This is a genomic window from Gordonibacter sp. RACS_AR49, assembly GCF_030418435.1.
Taxonomy (GTDB): domain Bacteria; phylum Actinomycetota; class Coriobacteriia; order Coriobacteriales; family Eggerthellaceae; genus Gordonibacter; species Gordonibacter urolithinfaciens.
In genome coordinates, this window is the sequence record NZ_JAIUDM010000001.1 from 339,032 (window position 1) to 358,027 (window position 18,996).

The following is an 18,996-nucleotide window of genomic DNA, read 5'->3' on the forward strand; positions in this document are numbered from 1 at the left end:
CGGCCAACCGTTTCTCGGGGCTCGCGCGCAGCGCAGCCTGAGGCAGTGCGGAAGCGCGGCACCGGCGGTCGCGGCATGGCGCAGGTGCGGCACGGCTCGCGCGGAGAACGGAAGCTCGGCGGCCTGGACGGGCGCATACCGGGCACCGGCACGCCCCCCCCCTGCGTGGATACCGGAGGCCGTTAATCCCGCGGCTCGTCCTCGTCCCCGCCCTTGCCACCGCTCATGCCGACGACGTCGTCGCTCTCGCGGCGAATCGCCCTCAAAAGGGCGTCCTCGCCCCTCTCGCGCAGAAGCGTCTCCTCCACGCTGGCCAGCGGGGGCTCGCCGGCGTGCTCCTTGAACTCCTCCTGCACCTTCTCCAGGAGGTCGTCCTTGCCCTCCTCGCGCAGCACGCGCACCACCTCGTTGCGCACGGCCTCGCGCACGTCCCCGATGGAGCCGCCGCCCAAAAGGCCGGTCGGTCCCAAGTCCACGGCTATCTCGAACACGCCGCCGCGCTTCTTCGCCGCCTCGACCTCGTCCTTGATCGCCGGATCCTCCAAATCGCGCAGCAGCTCCTCGGCCTCGCGCGCGGCCTCGTCGCCCGCCGTCTGGCGCGTGATGTCGTCGGCGCTCGACGACAGGTACGCCACGCCGCGCTTCTGCGCCGCCTTCGCCTGCAGCAGCAGCAGCACGAAGCCCAGCACCCCGGCCAGGAGCGACGCCGCCAGGATGCCCAGCTTCGCCGTGGCCACCAGGCCCTCGTCGGGGAACGCCAGGTTCGCCACGAAGATGGCCATGGTGAAGCCCACGCCGCCCAGGATGGACGCGCCCAGCATGTGGAACCAGTTCACGTTCTCCGGCAGCGACGCCAGCTTCGACTTCACCACCGCCATGCTGAACAGCATGATGCCAAGCGGCTTGCCCACGAGCAGGCCCAGCAGCACGCCGTAGAGCACCGGGCTCGAGAGCATGGCGCCCACGTCCACACCCAGGAAGCTCACATCGGCGTTCGTGAGGGCGAACAGCGGCAGGATGCCGAAGTACACCCAGGGGTACAGCCGGTGCTCCAGGCGCGTGGCCGGCGGCACCACCTGGCGCGCCACGCGGCTCAGGTCCTGCACCGTCTCGATGTAGCCTCCCTGCGCGATGACGGGCGTCTCGGGCTGGTAGGCCGAGCGCGCCTCGCGCACCTTGTCGCCCGACCAGGTGAGGAAGCTCTTGATGTTCACGCGCGACCCCGAGGGAATGGTGAACGCCAGCAGCACGCCGGCGATGGTGGCGTGCACGCCGGACATGTACACGCAGTACCACAGCACGGCTCCCACCAGCAGGTACGGAATGAGCGAGTAGATGTGGTTGCGGTTCATGAGCACGAGCACGAACAGCACCACGGCGGCCACGGCCAGCCACGGCAGCGACGGGCTGTGCCCGTAGAAGATGGCGATGACCAAGATGGCGATGATGTCGTCGGCCACGGCCAGCGTGCTCAGGAACACGCGCACGCCGTTCGGCACGCGGTTGCCCAAGAGCGCCAGGATGCCCAGCGCGAACGCGATGTCGGTGGCCGTGGGCACGCCCCAGCCGTGCGCCGTCTCCGGGTTCGTCGCGTTGAAGGCCAGGTAGATGCCAATGGGAGCCAGCACGCCTCCCACGGCCGCCACGATGGGCAGCAGCGCTTGGCGGATGTTCGTGAGCTCGCCCACCGTGAGCTCGTACTTCACCTCCAGGCCCACCAGCAGGAAGAAAATGGCCATGAAGATGTCGTTGATGACGTGTCCGAGCGACATGCCGGCGAACCCATCGCCGAAGAAAACGCCCACCTCCGTGTGCCAGAAGTCCAGGAACGCCTCGTACGCCCCGGTGTTCGCCACGATCAGCGCCACGACGGCCGCCAAGAGCATGGCGCCCGCGGCCTTCGTCGAAGAGTGCGTGAATTGGATGAGCTTGCGGTAGCGCGCCTGATGGCGTTGCACCTCGTTGATGAACAGCTTCTGCTCTTTGGCCGGTGTGGATGCCATGTCCGCCCTATCTGTCGACAATGCCTGAAGGTCGTATTATCCCTTATACACCCTCGTGGGCCACGCATTCGCCACTCGTTTCCAACCCGATTTCACAACGTAGCGCATTCTCTCCAAGACGGCACCCCGCATGCCCCCGCCGCGTGCGCCGTTTTGCCAACGACTCTAAAATACCCTGCCGCAGTCGGGCGTTTTGCGCTATGCTGTACCCATCAGTTTGGCGTGAGGAGTCGACTTGGGTCTTGCATGAGCGGCATATCGGTATCCGCCCCGCACGACCTCGGCCAGGGCTTCCGGCCAAGCTTTTTTTATTCGCCACGAGGTAAGAGGTGAGTGCTATGAGCATTACCGTAGCCGGACGCAAAATGCCCGTAACCGATGCACTGCGTCAATACGCCGAGGAGAAGATCGGCAACTCGATGAAGGTCATGGACATCGACCCTCTCGTTGCCGAGGTTGTTCTGTACGTGGAGAAGAATCCCGCGAATCCCCGTCCTGCCTGCTGCGAGGTCACCCTGCGCACGAAGGGCCATATCATCCGCGTGGAGGAATGCGAAGAGGACATGTACGCAGCCATCGACGTGGCCGCCGCCAAGGTGGTCCGCCAGCTGCGCAAGTACAAGACGAAGGTCATCGACCGCAAACTGCGCGCCGTGGACGAGACCATCCGCACCGAGCCCGTGCCGACCAAGGACCTCGACCAGCTCATGGAGGAGCTTGCAGCCGACGAAGAGGTTGTGCGCGTGAAGGAGATCGAGTTCGAGCCGCTGACCGAGGAGGAGGCGCTCGTGAAGATCGACCTGCTGGGCCACGACTTCTTCGCCTACACCGACCGCGACACCAACATGGTAAACGTGCTCTACCGCCGCGACGACGGCGGCTACGGCCTGCTCAAGCAGCGCGAAGAAGCCTAGCATCCGAAGGGGAGAACGGTGACCGGTCCCAACAAGCACGATGACGCTCGGTCCTCCCGTTCTCCCCGCCCTGCCCGGGCGGGGCGGGTCGTGCTCTCCGCCCGGGACTACCTGAAGAGCACCCCCGGCCAGACGGCCGAGCAGATCGGCCCGGCCGCGGAAAATGCGGGAAACCGGAGGTCGTCGACCCCGGAGGACGCGCAGACGCGCACGTGCGGCGAGGCAGTGGCACCCGAGAACGGGGATGCGGTTCGGCCGCAGACCCGGTCGAACCGCCCGCAGCGCCCCTCGGCCCGGCCTTCCGCGCACGTGACCGAACGCCCAGCGTCCCGGCCGGCCGAGCGTACCTCCTCGGCTTCAAAGCGCCCCGCGAACCGCACCGCACCGCGCCCCGACGCCCATCCCGCCGGACAGGCCGCCGCCCGCCCGTCCAAGCGCCCGGCGACCCGCTCCTCCGCGCGCCCCGCCCCCACGCTCTACGCCGGCAGCGGGCCCGACCAGAACCCGCTGCGGAGGATCGTGCTCGTCGCAGGCGTCGTAGCCGCGTGCGCATTGCTCTTTTTCGGGATATCAAACCTGTTCAGCACCTGCTCTGCTCCCCCGACGGAAGAGGAGCCCGCCGCCGAGGCCGAGGCCGAGAGCCCTCCCACACCCGAGGAGCGCCTTGCGGCGCTGCCCGCCGTCGAGACGGGGTTGGCCGAGCTGGACCTTCCGACGGGTACGGAGCCGCAAGCGTTCGCCCCCGCCCCGGCGGAAGGCAGCGCCGTGGCCGTGCAGCCCGTGCTGTCCGACGCGTCGAAAGCGGCGATCGACCAGGCATTCGCCCCCTTCGCGGAAAACGACCGCTCCTTCGGGTTCGCGCTTGTGGACCTGGGCACCGGCCGCGGCATCGCGAGCAACGTGGACGCCGTGTTCTACGGGGCCAGCTCGTTCAAGGGGCCGTACTGCGTCTACTTCTGCCAAAGCCAGATAGAGACGGGCCTCGTCACCCGCGACGATTTCGTCACGAGCGGCGTCATGAGCGAGTCGGGCGTGTTCTCCTCGCAGGGCTCCGACCTCATAGGCAGCATGATAGAGAGCGCCATCCTGTTCTCCAGCAACGACACCTACGGCGCCCTGCGCTACGACTACAGCGACGACGCGCTGGCAGCGTACCTGGAGGGCCTGGGCGTCGACCCGGCGCTGGCCTACGACACGTGGTTCCCGCACTATACGGTGCGCGACGGCGTGCGGCTGTGGCTGAACGCGAGCGAGTACCTGTCCTCCGGCACCGAGACGGCCCAGTGGCTCGCGGGGCTGCTCGAGAGGGACGAGACATCTTACCTGCGCGAAGCTCTGAAGGACGAAGGCGTTCAGGTACAGAGCAAGCCGGGCTGGTCCATGGAATCGTTCGAGAACGGCGAGTACAACGCCTTGTGCGATGCGGGCATCGTGGCGAAGGACGGCCGCCGCTACCTGGTGAGCGTCATGTCGAACATACCGTACACCACCTCGAACGTCGACCTGTTCGAGGTGGTGATCGCCGCCGTGTTCGCCGCGCGCGGCGACCTGGCGTAGGGGACGCGCCTCGTCCGGTCACGCCACGCGGCAGGCCAGCTCCACGTCGCGGCGGTCGAACAGGTCGGCGTAGCGCGGGCCCAGCCAATCGCCCAGCTCGGACGGGCGCAGCACGAGGGGCATGCGGTCGTGCACGTCGTGCACCCAGCGGTTGGGCTCGCAGGTCATGATCGAGAAATGGCCGTCCTCGTAGATGCCGCCCAAGAACGTGACCGGGTTCTCCGGCAGGCCGAACGCGCACTGCACCTTCACCTCGCGGCCCGTCTTGGGGCTCACGGCGCGCTCGGTTCGGTGGGGCTCGTAGAAGCCCAACGTGGGGACGGCGCAGCGGCGCTGCTCAAGCGACTCGCGCCACATCTGGCCGCGCGGGCCGGTGGCCGTGTCCACGCGCGTGTTGAACACGGGCCGCTTCGCCCAGCTCACCGGATACCCCCAATCGAGCTCCGCCACCGCCAGGCGCCCCGACCCGTTCGCGCCTTCCCCCGGCACCACCACGGGCACGCACGCGCCGGGGAACGCGTCCAGGCCGGCCAGCTCGTAGTCGGGAACGTCAGGCGGCAAACCCTGCTCCACTTCGCGCACGATGCGCTCCACCACGTCGCGCGGGATCATGACGAACCGTCCGCACATCGCCGCCTCCTTACCGCGGAGCCCGAACTCCGAGCGCCGCCCTTTCCGTGCGCGGGGCTGCGCACGCCCCCCGCGTCTGCTACCATGAGTGCCGACGTTTTCCCATAGAAAGGAAGGCCCATGGCCACCATCGACACCATCACGAACATCCTGCAGGAGAATCTCGACATCGACCCGTCCACCGTGACCGCGGAGTCCACCTTCGATTCCCTCGGCATCGACTCGCTCGACATGGTGGAGCTCATCTGCGACCTCGAGGAGACCTGCGAGGTGGACTTCGGAGAGCCCGAGGGCCTGAACACGGTGGGCGACCTCGTGGCATACGTCGATTCCCTGTAGCGCCTCCATCCTAGCACGCCGGCGGCGCAGGATGCGCCCTCGAAGAAGCTGTAGCGAAAGCTCCGCCCCACCGATTCTCGCGGGTTGAACGCGCGGCAAGGGATCCGCCCTTGCCGCGACCTAGGGGACGGTCCCGATCGACGTCAGGGCGAAGCCCTTGCTACGCGGGACGATCCTGCGGTAGAGCCTTCAAGCCGGCGTCCCGAGCGCCGCCTTCACCGACCCTACCGAGTAAAGGCTGCCGAAGGCGCACACGAGGCCGTCCGGGCCGGCCAGCTCGCAGGCACGAGCGAGCGCGTCGGGCATGTCGCGCGCAACGTAGGGGCGCGTGCATGCCGAGCATCCCAAGAGGTCCTGGCCCGTCCAGCGGATGGCACGGGCCAGCTTGTCGGCAGGAAGCGCGCGGGGATTGTCGGGCGCCACGCACACGAACGCCGCGCCGAGCGGCAGCACCGTCTCCAGCATGGACGGGTAGTCCTTGTCCTCCAGCACGCCGACGACGAACACGGGCTTGCAGCCGGGGAACACGTCGGCCAGCGAATCGGCGAGCGCGCGGGCCCCCTGCGGGTTATGACCGCCGTCCACCACGACCGTGGGCTCGCCCGCCGCCGCGCGCACGATCTCGAAGCGCCCGGGCCACACGGTTTCGGCGACGCCCCGGCGAACTGCATCGTCGGCGACGGCCCAGCCCCGGGCACGCAGCGCCTCGGCCGCCTCGATGGCGAGCGCCGCGTTCGCCGGCTGGTAGCTGCCGAGCAGCTGCGTGCGCAGGTCGGCGAAGCGTCCGTAGGAGAACGGGCGCATGGGCGCTCCGAGACCCCCCCAGTCCACCGGACCGGCATCCAAGCGCGCCAAGTCGGGCACGGCCAGCGAGTCCCCCGCGGCCGCAGCCGCCGCCTCGATCACGGCCATCGCCGCGGGCTCCTGCGGCCAGGACACCACGGCCGAACCCGGCTTCACGATACCGGCCTTCTCGGCCGCGATGGCCGCCAGCGTGGTGCCGAGCAGCTTCGTATGGTCGAGCCCGATGCGCGCGACGACGGCCACCTCGGGCGCGTCGATGACGTTCGTGGAATCGAGCCTCCCCCCGAGGCCCACCTCGAGCACCACGATATCGCAGCCGCTCCGCGCGAAGTGCACGAGCGCCACGGCGCACATGAGCTCGAACTCGGTGGGATGGTCCGCCATGGCCTCGGCCTGCTCCTTCACGAGCAGCGTCGCCTCGGTCAGACCGTCAGCCGAGATGTTCGCGCCGTCCACGCGGATGCGCTCCTCGAACGTGATGAGGTAGGGGCTCGTGAACAGCCCCGTGCGCAAGCCCGCGGCCTGCAGGATGGAGGCCAGGTAGGCGCAGGTCGACCCCTTGCCGTTCGTGCCGGCCACGTGCACGAACCTAAGGCGGTCCTGCGGGCGATCCAGCCGGTCGAGCAGCTCGGCTATGCGCTCGAGGCCAAGCCGCGACTCCAACCAACGCGGCTCGTTGATGTAGGCGATCGGATCGAACGACATGGGAGCCTCCAGAAAGAACGAGCGAGTGCTTCACATGAAACACTCGCTCCAGAATACGATGGGTACCGCGCTAACCCTGCGTCAAATACTCGGCGATACCTGCCGCCGCACGCTTGCCGGCGCCCATGGCCAGGATCACGGTCGCTGCGCCGATCACCGCGTCGCCGCCGGCGAATACGCCCGGCTTCGAAGTGGCGCCCGTGCGCTCGTCGGCCACGATCAGGCTGCGCGGCGTCACCTCGAGCCCCGGGGTGGTCTTCGCGATCAGCGGGTTGGTCTTCGACCCAGCCGCCACCACCAGCATGTCGATGTCGATGACGAACTCGCTGCCCTCGACCGCCGTCGGACGGCGGCGTCCGCTCGCGTCGGGCTCGCCCAGCTCCATGCGCACGCACTCGACACCGCACGCCCAGCCGTTGTCATCGCCTAAGATGCGCACCGGATTCGTCAGCAGCTGGAACTTGATGCCTTCCTGCTCGGCATGGTGCACTTCCTCGGCGCGCGCCGGCATCTCCTCGCGTCCGCGGCGGTACACCACGGTCACGTCGGCGCCCAGGCGCTTCGCCGTGCGCGCCGCGTCCATGGCCACGTTGCCGCCGCCCACCACCACGCACTTCTTGCCCGCGTACACGGGCGTCTCGTATTCGGGGAACCGGTACGCCTTCATGAGGTTCACGCGGGTCAGAAGCTCGCTTGCCACCGACACGCCGTTGAGGCCCTCGCCCTCGATGCCCAGGTAGCTGGGAAGCCCCGCGCCCGTGCCCACGAACACGGCGTCGAAGCCGCGGTCCTCCATGAGCTCGTCAATGTCGTAGAGCTTGCCCACCAGGGCGTTCACCTCGAACGAAACGCCCTTGTCGCCCAGCTTCGCCACCTCGCGCTGCACGAGGTCCTTCGGCAGGCGGAACTCGGGGATGCCATAGGTGAGCACGCCGCCTACCTTGTGCAGCGCTTCGAACACCGTGATATCGCATCCGCGCTTCACCAGCTCGCCCGCGCAGGTCAGCGACGCCGGGCCCGAGCCGACGACCGCCACGCGCTTGCCGGCCAGGTCCTGCGATACCGCACCTTCCGCACCGCGCCAGATGCTGCAGGCGAGCTCGTCGCCCGCAGCGCACTCCTCGCGCAGCCCGTCCATGGCCGCGGCCGCCTCATCGGGATGCGCGAACGCCCAGTCGGACGTGAAGCGCTCCAAGCGGCCGATGGCCACCGGCTCGCCGTTCCTGCCGCGCGTGCACACGCCCTCGCACTGCGTCTCCTGCGGGCAGACGCGCCCGCAGATGGCCGGCAACGAGTTCGCGCTCTTCACGATGGCGTATGCGCGGGCGAAGTTGCCCTCGGCCACCTGCTCGACGAACCGCGGGATGGGCACGCCCACCGGGCAGCCGCTCACGCAGGGGGTGTTCGGGCACTGGATGCAGCGGCGCGCCTCGGCCACCGCCTCCTCCTCGGTATAGCCCAGCGCCACCTCGTCGAACGTTTTAGCGCGCTCGGCCGGATCGAGCTCGGAAATGGGCGTCTTCTCCTTCTGCCGGTTCACCTCGTAGCTGGTCGCCATGCTACGCCCCCTTCCGCTCGCCGTCGGCCCCGCCGTTGCAGTCGCGGCCCTCGGCCGCCTCGCGCGCCGCGCTCTCGAAGCTGCGGTACATCACGCCGCGGCGCATGGCGTCGTCGTAGTCCACCAGGTGGCCGTCGAAGTCCGGCCCGTCCACGCAGGCGTGAAGGTACTCGTCGCCCACCTTCACGCGGCAGCCGCCGCACATGCCCGTGCCGTCGATCATGAGCGGGTTCATGCTCACGAGCGTCTTGATGCCGTAGGGCCTCGTGGTGGCGGCCACGAACTTCATCATGATGACGGGTCCCACGGCCAGCACCAGGTCGTAGTCCGCTCCCTCGTCGATACGCTGCTGCAGCGCCTGCGTCACCAGGCCCTTGTTGCCGTTGGAGCCGTCGTCGGTCATGATGATCTGCCGCGCGGAGCACGCGTTTATCTCGTCCTCCAGCAGGATGAGGTCTTTGTTGCGGAAGCCGGTAATCACGTCCACCTCGCACCCGTGCTCATGCAGCCATTTGGCCTGCGGGTACGCGATGGCCGTGCCCAGGCCGCCGCCGATGACGCACGCGCGGCGCGCGCCCTCCAGCTCGGTGGGGTTGCCCAGCGGGCCGGCGAAGTCCAAGAGCGCGTCTCCCGCCTTCAGCTGCGCGAGGCGCATCGTGGTGGCACCCACCGCTTGGAACACGATGGTGACGGTGCCCGCCTCCGGGTCGCATTCGTTCATCGTGAGCGGGATGCGCTCGCCGCGCTCGTCGATGCGCAGCATGATGAACTGGCCCGGCCTGATCTTGCGCGCTATCTCGGGCGCGCGCACGACCATGCGGGCGACTTCCGCATTGAGCGGTTCTACTCGTTCGATGGGATACACGGCTTCGCCCTCTCTCGTCTCATAGAGAGAAGCAGCACCGGACGATGCGCGGTGCCGCTCCCCATAGAAGTATGGCCGCCATTATAGCAACATGCCCGCCGTCCCCATGTTTCTAACAGGTTACCGAGCGGTCAGCGGAGAGAAAATCGCCGAGGTGGCAGGGAACCTATAATCGATGGAGGGCGCAGCCGGTATGCGCAGCCCCGCCTGTCCCTTGGTGAGGCGAGTGGCGGCGAGATCGGCCGCGGTCTTCCGCCGAGCAGCGCGGCGCAGCCGTCCGCATCGGCGCCCATCGAGGAGGAAAGAGCCATGGCGCAGAAATACGTGTTGACCAAGCAGCTGAAAGCCGTGCCGCTCGACCAGCCCATCGAGCCCGGGGCGTCGGTGGTGGAGGTCATCACCACCCAGGAGTTCGCCAAGCTCGGTGTGGCCGGCGCAGACACGCTCTCGGCGCTGCGCACGCTCACCGAGGCCGAGAGCACCTACCTCGACGTGTTCCCCGACAGCCTCATCGGGTCGTTCGCCGTGCCCGACAAGAAGAACCTCATGGGCGAGACGCTCAAGTTCGCCTTCTACCTGAACAAGACGAACCTCATCTTCATCGACGAGGGACAGGTATGCACGCGCCTGCTCGACGACATCGAGCGCATCGGCGTTTTGAAGGAGCCCACGCCGGCGCACTGCCTGTTCGAGTTCATGAAGCTGCTCGTGAAAGACGACCTGGCGTACCTCGCAGACGTGGAGGACCGCATGGAGGACGTGGAGGAGCAGATCATCGACCGCTGCGGCAACGTGGCGAACCGCAAGATGCTGGGCTTCCGGCGGCGGCTTCTGCGCATCGATACCTTCTACCAGCAGCTCGTGGACATGACGGGCACCATCGGCGACAACGAGAACAAGCTGCTCACCAACGGGGAGGCCCGCCTGTTCCACTCGCTCGAGAAAACGGTGGAGCGCCTGCTCAAGCGCTCGCAGACGCTCAAGGAGTACAGCCTGCAGCTGCGCGAGCTCTACCAGACGCAGATCGACATCCAGCAGAACGACACCATGCAGTGGTTCACCGTCATCACCACGCTGTTCGCTCCGCTCACGCTCATCACCAGCTGGTTCGGCATGAACTTCGCGAACATGCCCGGCCTGGACTGGCAATGGGGCTATCAGGCCATCATCGTGATATGCATCGTCATCATCGTGGTGGAGCTCGTGATCTTCAAGAGGAAGAAATGGCTGTAGGGCGTGGCAGGGGGACGGGGTTGATGTCGCGCTCCCGCACGAGTTTCGGCGTCGCTGCCAGTCGCAGAGCGCGACATCAACCCCGTCCCCCTGCCACGCCACGCTGTAACGCTGCCCGCTAACGAAAGAAATCAGCCGATTTCTTTCGTTACGACGCGAAAATACCCCGCTAACGAAAGAAAACTTTCGTTAGCGGGGTACGGAAGCGCAGGGCAGGTGACGCAGATGTCGGTGTTTCCTAGAGCAGATGCGGCTGCTCCACCGCGGGCTGCGAGGCGGCAGAGGTCTCGTCCGCCGACGGCTCGGCGGCAACAGAGGCGGGCTGCGCAGGAGTCGCGGAGCTGTCGACCTGCTCGGCAGGCGCCACCGCCTTCTCCGCGTCGCTCGCGCGCAGCAGCTCGCCGAGCGTGGCGAAGTCGTTCTCCAGGGCCTCGCGCTTCGAGCCGTCGTAGATGGCGGCGGCGGGGTGGAAGATGGGGAACACCTTGAACTTGCCCGCGCGCTGCAGCGTGCCGTGCAGGCGCGTGATGCCGATCTCCGTCTTCAGGATGAACTTCGTGGAGAAGTTGCCCAGCGTGACGATGAACTCGGGGTCGATGGTGCGCGTCTGCTCGCGCAGGTACGGGGTGCAGAGCTCGATCTCCTCCGGGCGCGGGTCGCGGTTCCCGGGTGGCCGGCACTTCAGCACGTTCGCGATGAACACGTCCTCGCGCGCCAGCCCCGCGATAGCCAAGAGCTCGTTCAGATATTGGCCAGCCTTGCCCACGAAGGGCTCGCCCTGCAAGTCCTCGTTCTTGCCCGGCGCCTCGCCCACGATCAGCACGCGCGCCGAGGGGTTCCCCACCCCGAACACCGTCTGCGTGCGGCCGTCGGCCAGCGGGCATTTGCGGCAGGCCTCCACCTGCGCGCGGATATCCTCCAGCGGAATATGCGGCTTGGGCATGCGAATCCCCCTTCTCCCTGCTCTTTGCGAGAGCCTACACGTACACTCTGGGCATGCGCTGAGCGAACCCGATGGACAGCTCGTAGTGGATCGTGCCCAGCGTGTTCGCCATGTCGTCGAGCGTGACCACCGAGTCTCCCTGGCGTCCCACCAGCACCACCTCGTCGCCGATCTGCGGGTCCACGCGGCGGCGCGTGCCGTAGATGCGCATGTCCACCTCGAACATGCACTGGTCCATGCAGATGTTGCCCACCTGGCGGAACCGCTGGCCGGACACGATGAAGTCCGTGCGGCCCGAGAGCCCCCGGCGCAGGCCGTCGGCGTAGCCCACGGGCACGGTGCATATCTTCACGCTGCCGGGGCTGCGGTAGTTCATGCCGTAGCTCACGCCCTCGCTCATGGGAACGAGCCGCGCATCGGTCACGCGCGCGTGCACGCTCATGACGGGCTTGAGGTCGATCATCGTGCGCGTTTCCGGGCACGGGTGCAGGCCGTACAACGCGATGCCGGGGCGCACCATATCGAAGTGCACGTCGGGATAGCGGATGGCTGCAGCCGAGTTGGCGGCATGGATGATGCCGGGGTCGACGCCGGCCACGCGCATGCCCTGGATAGCCTCGAGGAAGCGCTTCGTCTGTATGTGAAAGTCCAGCGTCTCGGGCGCATCGGCCGTGGCGAAGTGGGTGAACGTGCCCACCAGGTCGAGCGCGCGGTGGAAGCTCACCTGCGACAGGAACTCCACCACCTGGTCGTGGCGCACGCCGATGCGGTTCATGCCCGTGTTCACGGCCAGGTGGTACGGCGCGCGGATGCCGAAGGCGTCGGCCGCCTCGGCGTAGCGGATGGCGAAGTCGGGCGTGTAGACGCTCGGCATGACCTTGTAGGCCAGCAGCAGGGGAATGGCCTCGTCAGGGGGCTGCGAGAGCACGAGGATGGGCGCATTCACCAGTGCCTCGCGCAGCTCGATGGCCTCGTTGACCGTGGCCACGCCCAGATACTCGGCACCGGAGTTCAGCGCCGTCTTCGCGCAGCGCACCGCACCGTGCCCGTAGCCGTCGGCCTTCACCACGGCCATGACGCGCACGCCGGGTCCCACGTGGCGCTTGAGGGACGCCACGTTGTGGCGCAAGGCGTTCAAATCGATCTCCGTCCAGGCCCAGCGACGGTCGGTGTCGGGGATGAGGCGCAGCTTGTCGGGGTCGAAGCTCGCCGCGCCCGTGTCGGGCCGCGCATGGTCGCGCGCATACTGGAACGCCCCCTGCGCGCCCCGCTCGTAGCCAGCCGGGACGCCCGCGAGCGACGCGCCGCCGCCTGTGGTGTAGCCTCCCACCGGCGTGTGCCCCACGCTGGCGCTGGCCGGCTCGAAGCCCGGCTTGCGGTTCGCGAACCCGGTGAATCCGTTCGGTAGCTCTTGTGCCGTCATGCTGCTGTCGTCCTCGCTCGATCGCCGTTCGTTTTCGCGCACCAGTATAGCACTGGGAGAACCAGCCGCTCGCGTTTCAAGGTGGGCGGAGCCCGATATATCAGTGGCCTCCTGCTTAGCTTTTCTCCTTGGAGCCATCCTCCTTGAACTCTGCGGGGTCCAACACCTCGCTTTCAATAACATCGCTGCAGACAGAGATCGCAATATCCATATCGTCTTCCGAAGATATAACTTCGTACAGCTCCTCGATTTCCGCTTCGGATGCTTTAAGGGTATCGCGAAGAGCACACTGAAGTTTCTTCGCCATCGGACCGAATGTTGCGTAAGTTAAAGCACCCGACACGACCCCGCCAAGAACCGGTACGACCTTGGAGATACCCTTCTGAACAACGCCTTTCGTCAGCTTGACCCCGAGCATTTTGGCAATCGTTCTCGCCACTTTCCATGGGACCCCATTAAGAACTTTAGTTACAGCAACCTGACCGAATTTCTTGGCAAGTATTCTTCCTGCGTTATAGCTCATCAAGGCAAGCACTTGCGACGCTGCCTCGATGCCGAACATAGCCCCGATGTACAGCAGAAGCTTCGTCATCCTGTCGTCATCTTGCATCTTTGTAAAGTCGTTCGCTTCTCCATATATGTAAGAAAGCTGCTGCGCAATGCGAACATAAAAAGCGAATGACTGCGTTATGTCGGCGGTTACAGTGGCGGGAAGCGTCGGAAGCGAACTCGGTAAGCCCGCGACGAACGAAGCTCCTGAAGTGGTTAAGCGCGTTTTGTTGATGCAAGAATTCGCCGCCGAGTCGAGCATATCCAGCGAAACATCTCCGTAATCGCCAAGTTCAACCACTCTATTCAACTGATCAGGACTAAGTTTATCGCGAAATACATCCCTCAAAAATGCCTCGCGATTTATAAGCAAGCCGGGAACCCGCTCGATCAGTTCAGACACTATCGCCCATACATCAATCGTAATTTCCTTCATTTAAGTAGCCTTTCTCGTCTTTGCCGTGCCTTTTCGGAGCACGTTCACTGCTCTGTAACAGAACCTGTAGAATTCGCGAAGTAGGCACCCTGTGCACTGATCGCAACCAGCGATTTCCCGCACGCAGCTCCCTACCCCTCCCGCTCGTGGAGCATGTCCAACAGTTCCTGGCGCTTGTGGATGTCGAGCTTCGTGTAGATGTGCTTCGCATGGGTGCGCACCGTGTTCTCGCTGATGACCAGGCGATCGGCAATGCTCGCCATGCTGTTACCGCGCGCGATGAGCTCCATGACCTCCGTCTCGCGCGTGGACAGGCCGAAGGCCTCCTGCATGGCGCGGCACTGCTTGGACGTGCGGTCGCGGATGGCGCCGGCGTCGTCCGAGGCGCTGGGGCGGTTGCGGCGCTTTGGGGCAGCCTTGGCGGGCTTGGCGGGCTTGCCGTCCTTTGCAGGGCCGGAAGCGGGGCTCCGTCCGTCGGCGTCGGCGGAGCCGCGGCGCAAAAACTCGATGGGGTCCGCCGTCACGGTGCCCTTCGACGCCACGGCCTTGAACAGCGTGCCCGTGGATACCAGCAGCGTGATGCCCAGCACGTAGCTGGACACCATGGCCACGAAGAACAACCAGTCGAACCCGTCCACCGACACGAAGTCGCTCACCCACCCCAGCAGAAAGCCCACGGCCTGCATGAGGTACACCACGGCGCCGAAGAACGCGTAGATGAACACGGGGTTGATGCCGCGGTCGCGCGAGACCTGCGCACACTGCATCATCATGAGCATGAGCACGAGCGAGAACACCATGTAGGTGAAGGCGGCGAACAGGTTCAGGTAGCCCGCGCCCAAGAACGGTAGCAGCAAAAAGCCCGTTATGACCAGCGGGTACACCACGCGGAACACCGACGTGAGCCCCAGGCGGAAGCTCATGCGCCGCCACAGCAGCAAGAGCACGGCAGCCGACACGAACGAGCCCAGCATGGAAGCGCTGTTCACCACGAGGCTGATCTCCTGGTGCAGAAGGGCGATGCCGCGGATGACCCCGCTGGCGAACGCGAGCGACCCTACGCACAGCGCGCTGCGCCAGTAGTCGGAAACCACCTGGCGGTAGACCTGCGGATGCTGGCGCGGCACATCCTCGAACATGGGCTGGTCCATGCGCATCTCGCGCACGGAGAGCGCGATGCAGAGGCCGCACAAGGGCACGAACACGAGCGGCACGAGGAACGCCGTGAGGGCGATGGGCACGAGGTACAGCGCGAAGTAGATGAAGGGAGCAAGCGCCGTGCCCACCACGAGCCGCACGTTGCCCTGGGCGGGCGGCAGCGAGGCGAAGTAACGCTGCCAGAGCATGAACAGGCCCGCGCACCCGATGCCCAAGAGCACGCCGCCCGCGGCCACGAGCACGAGCACCGCCTCGAAAACGTACATGGCACCGATGAGGCACGCCGACCCGGCGAACACGAGAATGGCGCTCAACGACACCAGCATGCGCCGCGCCCCGTGCGGGAAACGGTACGACCCGACGGCACTTGCCACGAACGCGCCCCAGAACGCGAGCGACTGAGCGAGGAAGAACGTAAGCGTGACCTCCGCCGTTTGGAATTCCATCGGCAGAAACGGGAACACGCCGCCCCAGATGGACGTGGCGTTCACCGTGAGGAAGCACGCGTACCCCCAACTGGACACATGCGTATGCGCGGCGCCTTCTGCCACGTGAAGTCGGCCCTCCCCTGCCTCGATCTCCTTGCCCTGTGCGTCCATTATAGTATGAAGCAGCACCGGGCAACCTGCGCACCGTACAGGCCGCCCGGTGAATGGGGTGATACCACACCTCCCTGAACTGGACAAACGCTTAAATCACATGCAAAGTGTGATTCTGCTGCCCTGCTATTTCGGTAGCGTGGCCCTTGAGGAGTTACCAAGGAGAAGGAGGGAACCATGGCAATGAACGAAGCAGCGACGCTGTCGCGCCGCACGTTCGTGAAGGGCTCGCTCGCCGGGCTCGCGCTGGCCGGGGCCGCCGGAAGCGCGCTGTACGGCTGCGCCCCCAAGAACGAGGAAGGCGCCAAGGACGGGGGCGCCGCGGGCGCAACCGACGAGATCGTATGGAGCCAGTGCAACGTGAACTGCGGCGGACGCTGCGTGTTCCAGTGGCATGTCAAGGACGGCAAGATCGCCTACATGGAGACGGACAACACCGGCGAGGCCGAGGGCCTGCAGGCGCGCGCCTGCCTGCGCGGCCGCTCCATGCGCCGCTGGGTGAACCACCCGGACCGCCTCACGAAGCCCATGAAGCGCGTGGGCAAGCGCGGCGAGGGCAAGTTCGAGGAGATCAGCTGGGACGAGGCCATCGACACCATTGCCGAGAAGCTGAAGGGCGTCATCGAGAAGTACGGCAACGAGGCCGTCTACATCAACTACGCCACCGGTATGTACTCGGCCACCGGCAAGACCACGGCGCGCCTCATGAACGTGCTGGGCGGCTACCTGGGAAGCTACGCCGACTACTCCACGAACATGATGAGCGTGGCCATGCCGTACATGTACGGCGAGGAGTGCACGCCCTACGACAGCGTGTACGCGTCGTCGGCCAGCGAGGCCGAGAAGAGCGACCTCGTGCTCATGTTCGGCAACAGCCCGGCGGACACCCGCATGGGCGGCGCGAACGCCGTGTGGGACTTCACGAAGGTGCGCGAGGCAGGCGCGAAGATATACCACATCGACTACCGCCTGAACGAGACCGCCTCCGGCCATCCCGAGGAGTGGATCCCCATCCGCACGGGAACCGACGCGGCGCTCGTGGCGGCGCTCGCCCATGAGCTGATCGCGAACGACCAGGTAGACCTTGACTTCCTGCATACCTACTGCGTGGGCTTCGACGAGGAGACCATGCCCGAGTCGGCCAAGGGCCAGAACAAGTCCTACAAGGACTACGTCATGGGCACGGGCTACGACATGGTGGAGAAGACGCCCGAGTGGGCCGCCCCCATCACGCAGATCCCGGCCGAGCGCATCCGCTCGCTGGCGGCCGAGCTCGCCGCCGCCAAGGCGCCGTACATCGTGCAGGGCTGGGGCCCGCAGCGCCACACGAACGGCGAGAACACGGCCCGCGCCATCTGCCTGCTGCCCTGCCTGCTGGGCAAGATCGGCCTTCCCGGCACGAACACGGGCATGCGCGAGGCCGAGCCGAGCGCGCTCGTGGGCGGCATCCCCAACGGCAAGAACCCGGTCAAGGCATCCATCAACGTGTACCAGTGGCTCAACGCCGTCGACCACGGCGAGCAGATGACCGCGAAGAACGCGGGCGTGCACGGTGTCGACCAGCTCACGACGGGAATCAAGTTCCTGTGGAACTACGCCGGCAACTGCATCACGAACCAGCATGCCGACATCAACAAGGTCCACGAGATCCTGCAGGACGAGACGAAGTGCGAGTTCATCGTAGTCACCGACACCGTCATGACGGACTCGGCCAAGTACGCCGACATCCTGCTCCCCGACGCCATGCGCGCCGAGCAGCTCAACATGTCCACGAACGGATACTCCGAGTTCTACCTGGGCGTGTGCGTGGGCGGGCCTGCGCAGGAGGCCCCGGGCGAGTGCCGCCCGTCCTACGACGTGAACGCCGCCATCGCCGACAAGTTCGGCAAGAAGGACGACTACACCGAGGGCCGCACCCAAGAGGAATGGGTGCAGTACCTTTACGAGGAGGGCGCGAAGGCCGACGGCGACATGCCCAGCTGGGACGACATCCAGAAGCAGGGCCTGTACAAGCGCGAGTTGGAGCCGGTCGTCGGCATGAAGGATTTCCGCGACGACCCCGCGAAGAACCCGCTCAAGACGCCGTCGGGCAAGATCGAGATCTACTCCGAGGAGCTGGACAAGCTCGCTGCGGAGTGGGAGCTCGAAGACGGCGATGCCATCACCCCCATCCCCTCGTTCCTTCCCGGCTACGAAGGCTACGGCAGCGTGACCGAGGAGTTCCCGCTGTACTGCTCCGGCTTCCATTACAAGAGCCGCACGCACTCGTCCTTCGGCTTCATCGAAGAGCTCAACCAGGCGTGCCGCCAGCAGCTGTGGATCAACCCGCTCGACGCGGAGAGCCGCGGCATCGCGCACGGCGATATGTGCGCCGTCACCAGCCCGGTCGGCGAGATCCGCATCGAGGCGAAGGTCACGCCGCGCATCGTGCCCGGCACCATCGGCATCCCGCAGGGCGCTTGGCACCAGGCGGCCATGGACGGTGACCGTGTCGACACGGGCGGCTGCGTGAACACGCTGACCACGTATAGGCCCTCGCCGCTCGCCAAGGGCAACGGGGTTCATTCCATCATCGCCCAAGTGGCGAAGGCGTAAGGAGGGGAGCAGACCATGACCCAGTACGGTTTCTATTTCGACAGCACGCGCTGCACGGGCTGCAAGACCTGCGAGATGGCGTGCAAGGATTACAAGGACCTGCCCGCCACCATCGCGTTCCGCAAGGTGTACGACTACGAGGGCGGCTCGTGGACCGATGCCGGCAACGGCGTCTACACCACCGACACGTTCGCCTACCATGTGTCGCTGGCCTGCAACCACTGCGCCATGCCGGCGTGCATGGCCAAGTGCCCGTCGGGCGCCATCGAGAAGGACGGCAAGACGGGACTCGTGCACATCGACCAGGAGAAGTGCACGGGCGTGGGCGCCTGCGTGACGAGCTGCCCCTACAACGTGCCCGCCCTCGACGACGCCAAGAAGGCCCAGAAGTGCGACGGCTGCGCCGACCGCGTGGCCGAGGGTCTGAACCCCATCTGCGTGGACGCCTGCCCCGTGCGGGCGCTCGAGTGGGGCGACATCGAGGAGCTGCGCGCGGCTCACACCGGCACCGTGGCCGGCATCGCCCCCATGCCCTCGCCGGACGAGACCACGCCGTCCATCGCCATCAACCCCTGCCCGGCCGCTAAGGAGCCCGGCGACACCACGGGAGCGATAGCGAACGAGAAGGAAGTCACGAACGTTCCCGCGTAACAGCACCGTTTCCGCGGGGCCCGGCAGCGCTTGC

General features: G+C 66.3%; 15 protein-coding genes. 6 read left to right on the plus strand and 9 right to left on the minus strand.

Annotated features, from left to right (window positions below; all coding sequences use genetic code 11):
- Positions 1–182: 182 nt before the first annotated feature.
- Complete coding sequence (nhaA, locus tag LB310_RS01420; RefSeq protein WP_087189927.1) at positions 183–2,003, minus strand: Na+/H+ antiporter NhaA; 1,821 nt, start codon at positions 2,001–2,003, stop codon at positions 183–185.
- A 338-nt stretch (positions 2,004–2,341) separates the two neighbouring features.
- Between nhaA and raiA the strand changes: the two genes are divergently transcribed.
- Together raiA and LB310_RS01430 are read left to right on the plus strand one after the other, a co-directional pair.
- Positions 2,342–2,917, plus strand: a complete 576-nt coding sequence (gene raiA, locus LB310_RS01425; RefSeq protein ID WP_087189928.1) for a ribosome-associated translation inhibitor RaiA — start codon at positions 2,342–2,344, stop codon at positions 2,915–2,917.
- A gap of 18 nt (positions 2,918–2,935) precedes the next feature.
- On the plus strand, positions 2,936–4,474 hold the full coding sequence (locus tag LB310_RS01430) for a serine hydrolase (protein ID WP_301154135.1): 1,539 nt from the start codon (positions 2,936–2,938) through the stop codon (positions 4,472–4,474).
- Between the two features lie 18 nt (positions 4,475–4,492).
- Here the strand turns inward: LB310_RS01430 and LB310_RS01435 are convergent, their stop codons facing one another.
- The gene (locus LB310_RS01435) at positions 4,493–5,104 is read right to left on the minus strand and encodes an SOS response-associated peptidase (RefSeq protein ID WP_301154137.1); all 612 of its coding nucleotides are present in this window, start codon (positions 5,102–5,104) and stop codon (positions 4,493–4,495) included.
- Positions 5,105–5,224: 120 nt separating this feature from the next.
- Between LB310_RS01435 and LB310_RS01440 the strand changes: the two genes are divergently transcribed.
- Complete coding sequence (locus tag LB310_RS01440; protein WP_301154138.1) at positions 5,225–5,443, plus strand: acyl carrier protein; 219 nt, start codon at positions 5,225–5,227, stop codon at positions 5,441–5,443.
- 189 nt (positions 5,444–5,632) lie between these two features.
- On the opposite strand, the gene LB310_RS01445 is transcribed toward LB310_RS01440, so the two are convergent.
- The 3 genes from LB310_RS01445 to LB310_RS01455 all read right to left on the minus strand — a co-directional run bounded on the left by LB310_RS01445 (position 5,633) and on the right by LB310_RS01455 (position 9,375).
- On the minus strand, positions 5,633–6,952 hold the full coding sequence (locus tag LB310_RS01445) for a folylpolyglutamate synthase/dihydrofolate synthase family protein (protein WP_227153799.1): 1,320 nt from the start codon (positions 6,950–6,952) through the stop codon (positions 5,633–5,635).
- Positions 6,953–7,022: 70 nt separating this feature from the next.
- The gene (gltA, locus tag LB310_RS01450; RefSeq protein ID WP_301154140.1) at positions 7,023–8,510 is read right to left on the minus strand and encodes an NADPH-dependent glutamate synthase; all 1,488 of its coding nucleotides are present in this window, start codon (positions 8,508–8,510) and stop codon (positions 7,023–7,025) included.
- 1 nt (position 8,511) lies between these two features.
- On the minus strand, positions 8,512–9,375 hold the full coding sequence (locus LB310_RS01455) for a sulfide/dihydroorotate dehydrogenase-like FAD/NAD-binding protein (RefSeq protein WP_301154141.1): 864 nt from the start codon (positions 9,373–9,375) through the stop codon (positions 8,512–8,514).
- A gap of 309 nt (positions 9,376–9,684) precedes the next feature.
- On the opposite strand from LB310_RS01455, the gene LB310_RS01460 reads away from it, so the two are divergent.
- Positions 9,685–10,608, plus strand: coding sequence for a CorA family divalent cation transporter (locus LB310_RS01460; RefSeq protein ID WP_087189935.1), 924 nt, complete (start codon positions 9,685–9,687; stop codon positions 10,606–10,608).
- Between the two features lie 238 nt (positions 10,609–10,846).
- On the opposite strand, the gene LB310_RS01465 is transcribed toward LB310_RS01460, so the two are convergent.
- From LB310_RS01465 to LB310_RS01480, 4 genes are all read right to left on the minus strand, one after another.
- Positions 10,847–11,551 (minus strand): uracil-DNA glycosylase family protein, encoded by a 705-nt coding sequence (locus LB310_RS01465; protein WP_301154143.1) that lies wholly within the window; start codon positions 11,549–11,551, stop codon positions 10,847–10,849.
- Positions 11,552–11,585: 34 nt separating this feature from the next.
- The gene (alr, locus tag LB310_RS01470) at positions 11,586–12,974 is read right to left on the minus strand and encodes an alanine racemase (RefSeq protein WP_157006346.1); all 1,389 of its coding nucleotides are present in this window, start codon (positions 12,972–12,974) and stop codon (positions 11,586–11,588) included.
- A 115-nt stretch (positions 12,975–13,089) separates the two neighbouring features.
- Entirely contained in the window at positions 13,090–13,959 is an 870-nt protein-coding gene (locus tag LB310_RS01475) for a hypothetical protein (protein ID WP_123673317.1), read from the minus strand.
- A 131-nt stretch (positions 13,960–14,090) separates the two neighbouring features.
- Entirely contained in the window at positions 14,091–15,668 is a 1,578-nt protein-coding gene (locus tag LB310_RS01480) for a helix-turn-helix transcriptional regulator (RefSeq protein ID WP_278806338.1), read from the minus strand.
- Positions 15,669–15,893: 225 nt separating this feature from the next.
- Here LB310_RS01480 and LB310_RS01485 point away from each other — a divergent pair, with 225 nt between their 5' ends.
- Entirely contained in the window at positions 15,894–18,311 is a 2,418-nt protein-coding gene (locus tag LB310_RS01485; protein ID WP_301154146.1) for a DMSO/selenate family reductase complex A subunit, read from the plus strand.
- Positions 18,312–18,326: 15 nt separating this feature from the next.
- Positions 18,327–18,962, plus strand: a complete 636-nt coding sequence (locus tag LB310_RS01490; protein WP_087189940.1) for a DMSO/selenate family reductase complex B subunit — start codon at positions 18,327–18,329, stop codon at positions 18,960–18,962.
- Positions 18,963–18,996 lie beyond the last annotated feature (34 nt).